Annotated in this window: 12 protein-coding genes; 9 read left to right on the top strand and 3 right to left on the bottom strand. The window is 62.4% G+C overall.

The genetic code is table 11. The annotated features are described in order from the left end of the window. Positions 1-26 precede the first annotated feature (26 nt). The 3 genes from JHX88_RS12855 to JHX88_RS12845 are packed head-to-tail and all read left to right on the top strand — an operon-like array spanning position 27 to position 4399. A complete protein-coding gene (locus JHX88_RS12855; RefSeq protein WP_076523224.1) occupies positions 27-2117 on the top strand; it encodes a 3-hydroxyacyl-CoA dehydrogenase NAD-binding domain-containing protein in 2091 nt (696 codons plus the stop codon). A gap of 4 nt (positions 2118-2121) precedes the next feature. Beyond that, positions 2122-3306: an acyl-CoA dehydrogenase family protein gene (locus JHX88_RS12850; RefSeq protein WP_076523222.1), complete on the top strand. Its 1185-nt coding sequence runs from the start codon at positions 2122-2124 to the stop codon at positions 3304-3306. Between the two features lie 4 nt (positions 3307-3310). Next, a complete protein-coding gene (locus tag JHX88_RS12845; protein WP_076523220.1) occupies positions 3311-4399 on the top strand; it encodes an acyl-CoA dehydrogenase family protein in 1089 nt (362 codons plus the stop codon). Between the two features lie 67 nt (positions 4400-4466). Here the strand turns inward: JHX88_RS12845 and JHX88_RS12840 are convergent, their stop codons facing one another. Together JHX88_RS12840 and secG are read right to left on the bottom strand one after the other, a co-directional pair. Then, positions 4467-6110: a CTP synthase gene (locus tag JHX88_RS12840; protein ID WP_076523218.1), complete on the bottom strand. Its 1644-nt coding sequence runs from the start codon at positions 6108-6110 to the stop codon at positions 4467-4469. A 153-nt stretch (positions 6111-6263) separates the two neighbouring features. Beyond that, positions 6264-6851 carry a preprotein translocase subunit SecG gene (secG, locus tag JHX88_RS12835; RefSeq protein WP_076523216.1) on the bottom strand — a complete coding sequence of 196 codons (588 nt, stop codon included), beginning with the start codon at positions 6849-6851 and terminating at the stop codon, positions 6264-6266. Between the two features lie 71 nt (positions 6852-6922). On the opposite strand from secG, the gene JHX88_RS12830 reads away from it, so the two are divergent. The 6 genes from JHX88_RS12830 to JHX88_RS12805 all read left to right on the top strand — a co-directional run bounded on the left by JHX88_RS12830 (position 6923) and on the right by JHX88_RS12805 (position 11996). Then, on the top strand, positions 6923-8368 hold the full coding sequence (locus JHX88_RS12830) for a cobyric acid synthase (RefSeq protein ID WP_076523214.1): 1446 nt from the start codon (positions 6923-6925) through the stop codon (positions 8366-8368). Between the two features lie 312 nt (positions 8369-8680). Further along, entirely contained in the window at positions 8681-9637 is a 957-nt protein-coding gene (ispH, locus tag JHX88_RS12825; RefSeq protein ID WP_076523212.1) for a 4-hydroxy-3-methylbut-2-enyl diphosphate reductase, read from the top strand. Between the two features lie 76 nt (positions 9638-9713). Then, a complete protein-coding gene (locus tag JHX88_RS12820; protein ID WP_076523210.1) occupies positions 9714-10316 on the top strand; it encodes a glutathione S-transferase family protein in 603 nt (200 codons plus the stop codon). Beyond that, positions 10313-10915: a LysE family translocator gene (locus JHX88_RS12815; protein WP_076523208.1), complete on the top strand. Its 603-nt coding sequence runs from the start codon at positions 10313-10315 to the stop codon at positions 10913-10915. Before JHX88_RS12820 ends, JHX88_RS12815 begins: the two co-directional genes overlap by 4 nt. Then, complete coding sequence (gene rnhA, locus JHX88_RS12810) at positions 10912-11361, top strand: ribonuclease HI (protein ID WP_076523206.1); 450 nt, start codon at positions 10912-10914, stop codon at positions 11359-11361. Before JHX88_RS12815 ends, rnhA begins: the two co-directional genes overlap by 4 nt. Next, positions 11358-11996 (top strand): trimeric intracellular cation channel family protein, encoded by a 639-nt coding sequence (locus JHX88_RS12805; RefSeq protein WP_076523203.1) that lies wholly within the window; start codon positions 11358-11360, stop codon positions 11994-11996. Before rnhA ends, JHX88_RS12805 begins: the two co-directional genes overlap by 4 nt. A gap of 440 nt (positions 11997-12436) precedes the next feature. Here the strand turns inward: JHX88_RS12805 and JHX88_RS12800 are convergent, their stop codons facing one another. Further along, entirely contained in the window at positions 12437-13192 is a 756-nt protein-coding gene (locus JHX88_RS12800) for a GNAT family N-acetyltransferase (RefSeq protein ID WP_076523768.1), read from the bottom strand. Positions 13193-13196 lie beyond the last annotated feature (4 nt).

The following is a 13196-nucleotide window of genomic DNA, read 5'->3' as shown; positions in this document are numbered from 1 at the left end:
ACGCGGCAGGAATTGGAGGATCAGATATGAGCCAGAGTGAAGTAACGCCGGTGCGCGTCGAAACCGAGGGCGATATCGGGCTGATTTGCCTGAACAATCCCCCGGTCAACGCGCTTGGGGCAGCTGTGCGGCAGGGGCTGTCGGATGCAATCGACAAACTGAATGCCGATCCGCAGATCCGGGTTATCGCCATCCATGGCGAGGGGCGTGCGCTGTCGGCGGGGGCCGATATCCGCGAATTCGGCAAGCCGCCGGTGGGGCCTCGACTGCCCGATCTGCTGGACCGGATCGAGGCCAGCGACAAGCCGGTGATCGCCGTTGTGCATGGCACGACCCTTGGCGGCGGGCTGGAGCTTGCTTTGTCCTGCCATGCGCGGATCGGTCTGCCCGGCGCGCGGGTCGGGTTGCCCGAGGTGAGTTTGGGCCTGCTGCCCGGCGCGGGCGGAACGCAGCGATTGCCGCGCCTGATCGCGGTTGAGAAAGCCATCGATATCATCAGCTCGGGCCGTCGGGTTCCAGTTGATGAGGCGAAGGATCTGGGGATCGTGGATCGCATTGACGATTCCGCCCCGCGCGAAGCCGCATTGGCCGGGGCGAAGGCGGCTCTGGACGGTTCGCTGCCAACACGGCGCACCGCGGAAATCGCGGTCGATCTGGACCCTGCGCTGATCGAGGCCGCTACTGAGCGCCTGCGCAAGAAACGCCCGGCGCTGGCCGCGCCGATCAAGGCGGTCGAGGCCGTCGCGCAAATCGCCAAGCCTTTCGCCGAAGGGCTGAAAGCCGAGCGGGCGCTGTTCATGGAACTGATGGACAGCCCCGACCGGCAGGGCCTGATCCATGCCTTCAACGCCGAACGTGCCGTCAAGCGTATCCCCGAGGCGCAGGCAGAACCGCGCAAGGTCGAGACCGCCGGGGTGATCGGCGGCGGTACGATGGGGGTCGGCATCGCAACCGCTCTGCTTCAGGCCGGCATCCCGGTGACGCTGATCGAGATGGCACCCGAGCGGGCCGAGGCGGCGGAGGCCGCCGTGACCAAGAACCTTGATGGCGCAGTGAAGCGCAGCAAGATGACGGCGGAGGGACGCGATAAGGCACTGGCGGCCCTGAATGCAACGACCGATCTGGAAAGCCTCGCCTCTGTCGATCTGGTGATCGAGGCGGTGTTCGAGGAGATGTCGGTCAAGGCCGAGATCTTTGGCAAGCTTGACCGGATCTGCAAACCCGGCGCGATTCTTGGCACGAATACCTCTTATCTTGACGTGAATGCGATTGCCGACATGACCTCGCGCCCGCAGGACGTGATCGGGCTGCATTTCTTCTCTCCCGCCCATGTCATGCGGCTGCTCGAGGTCGTGGTGGCGGACAAGACCGCACCCGAGGTGGTCGCGACCGCTTGGGCATTGGCGGGGCGGATGAAGAAGGTCGCAGTGCGCTCGGGCGTTTGCGACGGTTTCATCGGCAATCGCATCCTCGCCCATTACCGCAAGGCGGCGGATTACATGATGCTGGACGGCGCAGGTTTCGAGCAGATCGACCGGGCGCTGGAGGATTTCGGTTTCGCGATGGGGCCCTTTGCCGTGGGCGACCTGGCCGGGCTGGATATCGGTTGGGCCACCCGCAAGCGCAAGGCACCGGACCGGCCGGCCGAGGAACGCTATGTCACCATCGCCGACCGGATCTGCGAGAATGGCTGGTTCGGGCGCAAGACCGGGCGCGGCTATTATCTCTATGACGATCCCAAGACGCGCAAGCCGAACCCCGATGCCGTCGCCATCGTCGAAGCCGAGCGCAAGGCCGCGGGTGTAACCCCACGCGAATTCAGCGACGAGGATATCACCGCCCGCTACATGACCGCGATGATTTCCGAAGCCGCCCGCGTCGTGCAGGAAGGGATCGCGCAGCGCCCCGTCGATGTCGATGCGGTGTTCCTGTTCGGCTATGGCTTCCCGCGCCATCTGGGCGGGCCGCTCAACTATGCCGATCGGATCGGAGCCAAGGCGCTGATCGAGCGGATCGAGACCTATGCTAAGGAAGACGCGCATTACTGGCAGGTTCCGCCGCTCTTGCGCGAATTGGCCGATTCTGGCCGCAGCTTTGCCGATTTGAACAAGGAATGAACGGATGGACCTCGAATTCACTTCCGAAGAGCGCGCGTTCCGCGAAGAGGTGCGTGCGTTCCTGAAAGACAACCTGCCCGAAGAACTGTCCGAGAAAGTGGCCGCGGGCAAGGAGCTTTCGAAAGAGGATCTGCTGCGCTGGCAGGCGATCCTGCACGAGCGCGGCTGGCTGGCGGCAACTTGGCCCGAGGAATATGGCGGCCCGGGCTGGAGCGCCGTCGAGCGCCATATCTTTGCCGAGGAATGTGCGCTGCACAGTGCCCCGCGTCTGGTGCCCTTCGGCCTGAACATGCTGGGGCCGGTATTGCTCAAATTCGGCACCGAAGAGCAGAGGCGCGAGATCCTGCCCCGGATCCTGGATGGAAGCGACTGGTGGTGCCAGGGCTATTCCGAGCCGGGGGCGGGGTCCGATCTGGCCAGTCTCAAGACCCGCGCGGTGCGTGACGGCGATCATTACGTGGTCAACGGGCAGAAGACCTGGACCACGCTTGGCCAGCACGCCAACAAGATTTTCTGCCTCGTGCGGACCTCGACCGAGGGCAAGCCGCAAGAGGGGATCAGCTTCCTGCTGGTCGATCTGGACACACCGGGCGTCGAGATGCGCCCGATCCGGCTGATCGAGGGCGGGCACGAGGTGAACGAGGTGTTCTTCACCGATGCCCGCGTCCCCGCCGCCAACCTGGTGGGAGAGGAAAATCAGGGCTGGACCATCGCCAAATACCTGCTGACGCATGAACGCACCAATATCGCTGGGACCGGTTTCTCGATCAAGGACATGGAGCGCTTTCATCGCCTGGCAGGGCAAATCACCCGCGACAGCCGCAAGATCGCCGACAATCCGATTTATGCCGCCCGTGCCGCCGAGATCGAGATCGAGCTGGAGGCATTGCGGATCACCAATCTGCGGATGCTGGCCAATGCGAAGGGCGGGGCGGCAGGCGGTATCGAAAGCTCGATGCTGAAACTCAAGGGCACGCAGGTGCGGCAGGCGATCCAGGACCTGTATCGCTCGGCTCTCGGGCCGCAGGCCGCGCCGATGGCCGACGAGTTGTCCGAGAACGAATTGACCGTGCCGGTCGAAGCCGCCCGCGCGGCCCCCGCCTATTTCAACAATCGCAAGCTGTCGATCTTCGGCGGTTCGAATGAAATCCAGCGCAACATCGTTGCCAAAGAGCTGTACCGGAGGTGATCCCATGGACTTCAATCTTTCCGAGGACCACCAGATGCTGGCGGACAGCCTCCGCCGCTATCTGACCGACAATTACGATATCGAGACACGCAACGCGCAGGTATATGCCGAACCGTGGCATTCACCCGAGACCTGGGCCGGGCTGGCGGAAATTGGCATCGTCGGTGCCTTCATCAGCGAAGAACAGGGCGGCTTCGGTGGCAGCGCCGAGGATGTCTCGGTCATCTTCGAGGAGATCGGGCGGGGTTTATGCGCAGAACCTCTGCTGGGCGCGCTGATGGGGGTGCGCCTGCTGGCGGGCCTTGGCCGTGACGATCTGGTCGAAGCGATGGTGGCGGGCACGGCACGCACCGCCCTGGCCGTTTATGAACCGAATGTTGCCTGCGACCTGTCGCATCTCGAGGCAAAGGCGCGGCAAGACGGTGATGATTGGCGGCTGTCGGGTCGGAAATCCGCCATCTATGGCGCGCCGGGTGCTGACCATCTGCTGGTTGCGGCGCGAACCGAGGTGGGTATTGGCCTGTTCCTCGTCAACAGCCCTGAGCTGATTTCTGCCACGATGGTCGATGGCGGCGGTGTGTCGGATCTGGTGATGGATGAGCTGAAGGCGGAGTGCCTGTCCTCGGACTGCCGGTCCGAACTGGAGGACGCGCTGGATATGGGTCGTATCGCCCTTTGCGCCGAGGCGGTGGGTGCGATGGCGCATTTGATCGACCTGACGCAGGATTACCTGGGACAGCGTCAGCAATTCGGTCGACCCATCGCGAGTTTCCAGGCCTTGCAGCACCGCTTGGTGGATATGCTGGTCGAGCTGGAGCAATGCCGTTCGATCACCATCGCGGCGGTGGCCGGTTTCGGCGCGAAGGACCAGGCGCGCAACGTATCGATGGCCAAGAACCTGATCGGGCGGATGGGCCGGAAAATCTCGGAAGAGGCGGTCCAGATGCATGGCGGTATCGGCATGACCTGGGAATATCCCGGTGCGCATTACGCCAAGCGCCTGGTCATGATCGACCACCAGTTGGGTGATCACAATGACCATGTGCTGCGCTTGATCGAACTCGGCGACGCGTCACAAGGCGAGGCCGCTTAACCAATGATGACCGGCGCGGAAATTGCGCCGGCGCGGGATCGAACGTGGAACGACGGGGCCGGTTGGTTTACACCAGCCGGCCTTCCTCCATTGCGGCCCTGACGAAACCGGCAAAAAGCGGCGCCGGATCGAATGGCTTGGATTTCAGTTCAGGGTGCGACTGCACGCCGATGAACCAGGGATGATCGGGATATTCGATGACTTCGGGCAGTTTGCCATCCGGCGACATACCCGAAAATGACAGACCGACCTTCTCCAGCGCCTCGCGATAGGTCGCGTCGACCTCATAGCGGTGGCGATGACGGTCCTCGATCTGCAATGCGCCGCCATAGGCCGCCGAAACCTTGGAATCCGGCGCCAGAATGGCGGTATACGCGCCGAGACGCATCGTCCCGCCCTTGTCATCCGTCAATTTGCGCTGAACCGTGTAATTGCCCTCCACCCATTCCTTCAAATGGTAGACCACCGGGGTGAACCGCGTCTTGCCGGCCTCGTGATCGAATTCCTCCGAGCCTGCATCGGGCATGCCCGCAAGATTTCGCGCCGCTTCGATCACTGCCATCTGCATCCCCAGGCAAATGCCCAGATATGGCACTTTCTTCTCGCGTGCATAGCGGGCGGCGGCGACCATGCCTTCGGTGCCGCGTTCTCCGAAGCCGCCCGGCACGATGATTCCGTGGTAACCGTCGAGCAGGGATATGCCGTCGCCTTCCAGCTTCTCGCTGTCGACCCATTCGGTGCGTACCCGGACGCGATTCGCCATGCCGCCATGAGTCAGAGCCTCGGCGATGGATTTATAGGCATCCTCAAGTTGGGTGTATTTGCCGACGATCGCGATCCTGACCTTGCCTTCTGCATGTTCAAGCCGATCCATCACATCCTGCCAGCGTGACAGGTCGGGGCGCGGGGCGGGGCTGATCTGGAACGCGTCCAGAACCGCCCGGTCCAGTCCGGCGCGATGATAGGCGAGGGGGGCTTCGTAGATCGTTTTCAGGTCATAGGCCGGGATCACGGCATCGGGGCGGACATTGCAGAACAACGCGATCTTGGCGCGCTCCTTTTCAGGGATCGGTTGCTCCGAGCGGCAGACCAGGACATCGGGCGCGATCCCGATCGAGCGCAATTCCTTCACGCTGTGCTGGGTCGGCTTGGTCTTCAGTTCTCCGGATGCCGCCAGCCATGGCAGCAATGTCAGGTGCATGAAGATGCATTGTCCACGCGGACGGTCCTGGCTGAACTGGCGAATCGCCTCGAAGAAGGGCAGGCCCTCGATATCGCCGACCGTGCCACCGATCTCGCAGAGCATGAAATCGACCTCGTCCTCGCCTATGGCAAGGAAGTCCTTGATTTCATTTGTTACATGGGGAATGACTTGAATGGTCTTGCCTAGGTATTCACCACGGCGTTCCCGTTCCAGCACATTGGAATAGATACGTCCCGAGCTGACGGAATCCGTGCGGCGGGCCGACACCCCGGTGAAGCGTTCGTAATGACCCAGATCCAGATCCGTCTCTGCCCCGTCATCTGTGACAAAGACCTCGCCATGTTCGAATGGCGACATCGTACCGGGATCGACATTCAGATAGGGATCCAGCTTGCGCAGCCGAACGGTGAAACCACGGGCTTGCAGCAGCGCCCCGAGCGCGGCGGATGCCAGCCCCTTGCCGAGGGACGAAACCACGCCGCCGGTGATAAAGATATAACGCGCCATGGAAGCCCCCGTGATGTACAAATTCGGTATGTTTGCGGGCCGTCGAACAGCCTGCATCACGGGACTTAAGTTATAAGCGATTCGCCCCGTGGCCGCAATGGACCGCAAGTTGATGTAGGGCAGATTTATTCTGCCCCTATCTATTGTGTGATCTTAATTCGACTGTTGCGAATTCTCTGATCCGGCCGTTTCGCCGTTTTCCGATGCGGCACCATCGGCCTCGCCACCAGTCGCGGGTTCGGTCGTTGTGCCGTTCTCGGTTGGGGGGGTGACGGCTTCGTCCGTCGCCGACTCCTCGGTTGCGGCGGGTTCGGGTGCAGGCGGTGTGAGTGCCGCCGGAGCGCCATCCGCTTCCGCCGCATCGCCATCCACCGTGGAGGTGGCAGGTGCAGGCGGTGTCAAGGGATCGTCGCCCGCCCCGGAAGGCGGAGGCGTATATTCCAGGCTTTGTTCCTGGCCTGAACCCTGTTGCGATTCGGGAACGCCAAGTTGATCCATGATCGAACTGTTGGAGGTCTGCCGTGCCGCGATGATCGTCAGGCTGATCGAAGTCACGAACAGCGCTATGCCGAAAATCCATGTAAGCCGGGTCATTGCATTGGCAGCCTGCCGACCGGACATGACTCCGCCGCCGCTGCCGCCGCCCATTCCGAGCCCGCCGCCCTCGGAGCGTTGCAGCAGTACGACCCCGGTCAAGAGGACCGCCAGGATCAGGTGAATGGTCAGCACGACATTTTGCACGGAATTCGGCCTTTCATTTGCGGACGGGCCTATCTAGTCATCCATGCAGATGATGGCAAGCGGAGTGTCCCATGCCGGTCAAGAACACGCGCGCGGTGATGATTCAGGGCACCGGCTCGAATGTTGGGAAATCGATGCTGGTCGCGGGGCTTTGCCGGGCGGCTCTTCGCAGGGGGCTGAAGGTTGCACCCTTCAAGCCGCAGAACATGTCGAACAATGCTGCGGTTACCGTCGATGGCGGCGAGATCGGCCGTGCGCAGGCGTTGCAGGCGCGTGCCTGCGAATTGGAGGCGGTGACTGACATGAATCCGGTCCTGCTCAAGCCTGAAACGGATACCGGAGCGCAGGTGATTCTGCACGGCCATGCCATTGCCCGGGCGCAGGCAGGAGATTACGCGGCACTCAGGCCCCGGCTTCTGCAGGGTGTCCTGGACAGTTTCCATCGCCTCGCGAAAACGCATGATCTTGTGATCGTTGAGGGTGCGGGCAGCCCGGCCGAGGTGAACCTGCGTTCTCGGGATATCGCCAATATGGGTTTCGCCTGCGCGGCAGGAGTGCCGGTCGTGCTGGCGGGCGATATCGATCGAGGTGGGGTGATCGCGCAGATCGTGGGAACGCAGGCGGTGATCGAGGCTCGGGATGCCGCGATGATCCGCGGCTTTCTGATCAACAAGTTTCGTGGCGATCCACGACTGTTCGATGATGGCTTCCGGTTGATCGAGGCTCGAACGGGCTGGCCGGGATTCGGTATGGTGCCGTGGTTCGACGGTGCCCACCGCCTGCCGGCCGAGGATGCGGTCGATCTGCGGATGTCGCGGGGGGAAGGGCTGCATGTCGTGTGCCTGACCCTGTCCCGTATCGCCAATTTCGACGATCTCGACCCCTTGGCGGCCGAGCCCGGATTGCGCCTGACGATGCTGAAGCCCGGGAAGCCGATCCCGGGCGATGCCGATATGGTGATTATTCCCGGGACGAAATCGACCCTTGGCGACCTGGCCTTTCTGCGTGCACAGGGCTGGGATCAGGATCTTGCCGGGCATGTCCGGCGGGGGGGGCATGTGCTGGGTGTCTGCGGCGGATACCAGATGCTGGGGCGGGTGATCCGCGACCCACTTGGCACGGACGGGGCTGCGGGCCGGACGAAAGGGCTTGGCCTGCTCGATATCGAAACCGAGATGGCAGAAACCAAGCGGTTGGTCCGCGTGAACGGCGAAGCCCTTGGGCATCCCGTCTCGGGATATGAAATCCATATGGGGCAGAGCACCGGCCCGGATTGCAACCGTCCTTTCGCGCATGTGCCCGGCCCGGATGGTGCTGTCAGTCGCGATGGGCGAATCATGGGCACCTATCTGCACGGATTGTTTGCCGATGACCGCTTCCGCGCAGCCTATCTGGAGCGATTGGGCGTCACATCGCAGCCGGGATACGAGACCGGGGTGGAGCAGACGCTGGATGAATTGGCCGAGCATCTTGAAGCACATCTGGACGTGACCGCGATTCTCGCTCTTGCGGATTGATGGAAACGAAATTCGAACCAAACTTGCTCGCAGCCGCGTCGTATATCTGGGTACTATGCTCATGAGAGGGCAGGAAAACACAAACTTGGCTGACACATGTTGAACCTTGGAATTATATGGGCGCTTGTAGTCGGAGGACGCGATGTCATGAAGCTCTCGACTCGAGGCCAGGTCAATTTCCAAGTTATTAAAATTTATGCAAAAAGCTTGCGATTTTATGGATTGGCGGCGCGATGCCCGCGGGCTATCGATATAGGGGATGTAAACGCGCTGTGTCTGGACGATGCTTTGTCGTCACGTTAGGGCAAGGATATGGAACATGAAAAACCGCCTTTGACGCTCTTTCTTGCCGCGCCACGTGGGTTTTGCGCAGGCGTGGACCGTGCCATCAAGATCGTCGAGATGGCGTTGCAGAAATGGGGCGCTCCGGTCTATGTCCGGCATGAGATCGTGCACAACAAATATGTTGTCGATTCATTGCGGGAGAAGGGGGCCGTCTTCGTCGAGGAACTGGATGAGTGCCCCGATGACAGACCGGTGATCTTTTCCGCCCATGGTGTGCCAAAATCGGTCCCGACCGAGGCCAGGCAACGCGATATGGTTTTTGTGGACGCGACCTGTCCGCTGGTCAGCAAGGTGCACATGGAGGCGGCGCGCCATCATGCCGAAGGCTTGCAACTGGTCATGATCGGCCATGCCGGCCATCCGGAGGTGCTGGGCACCATGGGTCAGCTGCCGGAAGGCGAGGTCATCCTGGTTGAAACGGTCGATGATGTCGCCCGGATGCATCCGCGGGATCCGGCCCGGCTGGCTTTCATCACGCAGACAACCTTGTCTGTCGACGACACTGCCGCGATCGTTGCCGCCTTGCAGTCCCGCTTCCCGGAAATTGTCGGCCCGGCGAAAGAGGATATCTGCTATGCAACCACCAACCGTCAAGCAGCGGTCAAGGCGATCGCGCCACGGATTGAGGCGTTGCTGGTGATAGGCGCGCAGAATTCCAGCAATTCCAAACGCCTGGTCGAGGTCGGGCGGGCAGAGGGCTGCGCATATTCGCAATTGGTGATGCGGGCGGAGCAGATCGACTGGCGCGCGATCGAAGGTGTTCGTCAGGTCGGGGTGACGGCGGGGGCCAGTGCGCCCGAGGTGCTGATCGATGAGGTGATCGACGCTTTTCGCGCCCGGTATGACGTGACCGTCGAGATCGTCGAGACGGCGCGGGAGAATGTCGAGTTCAAGGTGCCGCGGGTCCTGCGGGAAATGGCGTGAACGAGGGCGCAGCCTCTGTCCGGCCTGTACGGCTGAGCTTTCCCGGGCTGCTGGAAACAAAGAAGAAGGGGCGGTGATGCGGCTATATTCGATGCCTTCGTCGGGCAATAGCTACAAGATCCGGCTGGCGCTGGCGCTGACGGGGCGCGAAGCCGAGGTGATCGATTGCGAGAATGGCTCGGAGGCTTTGACGCGAGCCAAGGCCGAAGGGGTGTTGCCCTATGGCAAGGTACCTGCACTGGTCCTGGATGATGGGCGAAAGCTGGGAGAGTCCGACGCGATCCTGTGGTATCTGGGTGAGGAGACGTCCCTCATCCCGTCCGATCCGGTGGAGCGGGCGCAAATGCTTGGCTGGATGTTCTGGGAGCAATATAACCACGAACCTGTCATCGCGGTCCGGCAGGCGCTGCTGTGTTATCCTGAACGGGCGTCCGATGCCACGCCAGAACATTTGGCCGATCTACTGAAACGGGGGCATGCAGTGCTGCAGGTGATGGAGGAGCGGCTTGTAGGGCATGATTGGCTTATCGACGAGGCGAGTTTGGCCGATCTGTGCTTGTACGCCTATACCCATAGCGCGGGAACGCGCGGGGGATTCGAGATGGATCGCTTTCCCGCGATCAATGCCTGGTTGCGCCGGGTCGAGGCAATACCCGGATATGTGAGGCTGGATCAATGAGTTTCGAATACCTTTTGACCGCTTTCATCGTTTGTGTCGTGCCGGGGCTGGGTGTGATCTACACGTTGTCCTCGACATTGGGCGGGGGAATGCGGGCCGGGCTCTGGGCCGCGCTCGGCTGCACGATCGCCACGGTCATCCATATGCTGGTCGCCATGGCCGGGCTGGCGGCATTGCTGCATACCAGTGCCCTGTTGTTCCAGGCGGTGAAATTCGCCGGTGTCGCCTATCTGCTCTGGATGGCCTGGGGCGCCTTGCAAGGCTCGGGCGGATTGCAATTCGGCGCCGGAGAGCCGACTCCTGCCGGACGGCTGGTCTGGCGCGGGGTCCTGCTTAATCTGCTCAATCCCAAGCTGCCGATGTTCTTCATGGCCTTCCTGCCGCAATTCCTGCCCGTCGGGGCCGGGTTGGGGGCGCTGCTCGAACTAGGCCTGGGTTTTGCCGGGATGACATTCGGGGTGTTCGTCATCTATGCGGGTCTGGCGGCCAGCGGACGTGACGCCTTGCTGGCGTCGGAGCGTGCGATGCGCTGGATGAGGCGGATCTTCGCGGCGTCCTTCGCGATGCTGGGATTGAAACTGGCGGTGAGCCGGGCGTGACAAGGCTTTTCGCATGGACGGATGGGGCGTGCAGCGGCAATCCCGGCCCCGGTGGCTGGGGCGTCCTGCTGCGCGCGATGGATGGCGAACGGATCGTGAAAGAGCGGGAATTGCAGGGCGGAGAAGCCGCGACGACCAATAACCGCATGGAGCTGATGGCCGCGATCTCGGCATTGGAGACGCTGACGCGGCCAAGCGAAATCACCATCACGACTGACAGCGCCTATGTGAAAAACGGTGTCAGCCAATGGATTCACGGCTGGAAGAAGAATGGCTGGCGCACGGCCGGCAGGAAGCCGGTCAAGAATGTCGAACTCTGGCAGCGGCTGGACGAGGCCCGGGCGCGGCACAAGGTCGAATGGTGCTGGATCAAGGGGCATGCAGGTCATGCCGAGAATGAGCGGGCGGACGAGCTTGCGCGCGCCGGGATGGCGCCGTTCAAATGAGCTTTGCGGGTCTGCTTGTCATGCTCGACTATGGCGCGGTGCTGATTTTCGCGCTGACCGGGGCGCTGGTTGCCAGCCGGGCGCAGCTCGATCCGGTGGGGTTCATCTTCATGGCGGCGCTGACGGCGGTGGGCGGCGGCACCTTGCGTGACCTGATCCTTGGGCGCGAGACGGTGTTCTGGGTCGAACAGCCAACCTATATCCTAATCGCAGCCGGGGCTGCCCTGCTGGTTTTCTGGACCGCGCATCTGTTCGAGAGCCGCTATCGCCTGTTGGTCTGGCTGGATAGCGTGGCGCTGGCCGTGGCCGTCGCCGCAGGGGTCGGCGTGGCGATGGAGGAAGGTTATGGCCCTGTTATCATTGTCATTATGGGCATCGTGACCGGTACGTTCGGCGGGCTCATGCGCGATGTCGTCGGCAATGAAGTGCCGCTAGTGCTGAAACAGGGACAGCTTTACCTGACAGCGGCCTTTGGCGGGGCGCTGATGGCGGCGGGGCTGGATTGGCTGGGTTTCCAGCGCGGGGAAGCCTTGATTGCCTGCGCCGTCATCGTTTGGGTGCTGCGTGCGGGCAGCCTGATCTGGGGCTGGAAGCTGCCGGTCTATCGGCCACGTCCGCCCCGGACGCGGGGCTAGCATATAGGCAGAGGGCGCGCGAGAAGGCGGAACGCAACGGCAGCGTGCGTTGCATCGGCACAGCCTCGCAACATGCACCCGATTCAGTCAGCAAATGCTGGGATTCTCGTCGCACAGCCCGTGCACAGGGCGTACACAACCTGTACACAGAGCGTACACAGGCAGCGAGCATCGCGCGGCTCTGGTGGCGATTTTCGCGCAGTAACGTGTAGAGGCAGACTCCATTTCGCGCATAATCTTTCAAATATGCGGATTATTGTTTCCATCATGGAATAAATGGCCATCGATGGAATCCGACTCACGCCCAACAGCCCGAGCCCGCTTTCTATTCTTCATGAAAATATCCCGGGGTCGCCGGCCGGCCGCGCCACCGGTTCGAGAGACCTGCCGACGACGGCAGAGCCCCGGCCATCGCGGGACGCAAATCCGCCGATGCGCCGCTATCCCGCGACCGCGCGCAAGAGCCGCTTACGGGCCGGGGGGATGGCGCGGATCTCGACACCGGTAAAGACATGCATTGTCCGAAGCGAGGAATCGACCACCGCGTGATCGCTGACCCAACCGCCCATGGCCAGGTAGCTGCGCAAGAGCGGCGGCATCGTGGCCATCGCCCGTTTTGGGTCGGGCTTGCGCAGACGCAGGGCGCGGGCGAAGCGGAAGACCTTCGGCGCCTTGACCCGCGGCAGCCAGCGGCGGGGGGCGAGATGGCGTTCCTTGAGCATGGCGAAGGCCTCGGCATGTTCTTCGGGTTCGGTGCCGGTAAAGCTGGAGCAGCCGAACAGCATTTCGATCCCGGCCTCGTCGACGAAGCGGGTCATGGCCGCCCATGCAATCCGCAGAATATTCGGATCGCGGGCCTCGGGATGGATGCAGAAACGCCCCATCTCGACCATCGGACCGTCGAAATCCGCCAATGCGTCGAGATTGTAGAACTGGGCCGAATAGCTGCGGGCGATCTCGGACCCGCCGGACAGGGGCAGGAAGCGGAAACAGCAGAGAAGCTGCCCGGTTGTCATGTCCTCGACCAGCATGTGGCGGCATTCCGCATCCAGCGCGTCGCTATCGACCTGGTCGCCGCCGTCGCCCGCTTCGTTGCGGGCAATGAAGCACAGCCAGCGCAGGCGCTGCGCTGCGCGGATATCCTCGGGCGTTTCGGCCAGTCTCGCCTGATACTGGCCCTTGCGGAATGGTTGCATGTCG

Origin of the sequence: Paracoccus saliphilus (genome assembly GCF_028553805.1) — a bacterium.
Lineage (GTDB): Bacteria > Pseudomonadota > Alphaproteobacteria > Rhodobacterales > Rhodobacteraceae > Paracoccus > Paracoccus saliphilus.
This window is presented reverse-complemented; position numbering and strand designations above follow the sequence as displayed.

Coding starts and splice junctions, on each gene's coding strand:
- JHX88_RS12855 (WP_076523224.1), top strand. CDS start 27: ATGAGCCAGAGTGAAGTAACGCCGGTGCGCGTCGAAACCGAGGGCGAT.
- JHX88_RS12850 (WP_076523222.1), top strand. CDS start 2,122: ATGGACCTCGAATTCACTTCCGAAGAGCGCGCGTTCCGCGAAGAGGTG.
- JHX88_RS12845 (WP_076523220.1), top strand. CDS start 3,311: ATGGACTTCAATCTTTCCGAGGACCACCAGATGCTGGCGGACAGCCTC.
- JHX88_RS12840 (WP_076523218.1), bottom strand. CDS start 6,110: ATGGCGCGTTATATCTTTATCACCGGCGGCGTGGTTTCGTCCCTCGGC.
- JHX88_RS12830 (WP_076523214.1), top strand. CDS start 6,923: ATGCCGGTCAAGAACACGCGCGCGGTGATGATTCAGGGCACCGGCTCG.
- ispH (WP_076523212.1), top strand. CDS start 8,681: ATGGAACATGAAAAACCGCCTTTGACGCTCTTTCTTGCCGCGCCACGT.
- JHX88_RS12820 (WP_076523210.1), top strand. CDS start 9,714: ATGCGGCTATATTCGATGCCTTCGTCGGGCAATAGCTACAAGATCCGG.
- JHX88_RS12815 (WP_076523208.1), top strand. CDS start 10,313: ATGAGTTTCGAATACCTTTTGACCGCTTTCATCGTTTGTGTCGTGCCG.
- JHX88_RS12805 (WP_076523203.1), top strand. CDS start 11,358: ATGAGCTTTGCGGGTCTGCTTGTCATGCTCGACTATGGCGCGGTGCTG.
- JHX88_RS12800 (WP_076523768.1), bottom strand. CDS start 13,192: ATGCAACCATTCCGCAAGGGCCAGTATCAGGCGAGACTGGCCGAAACG.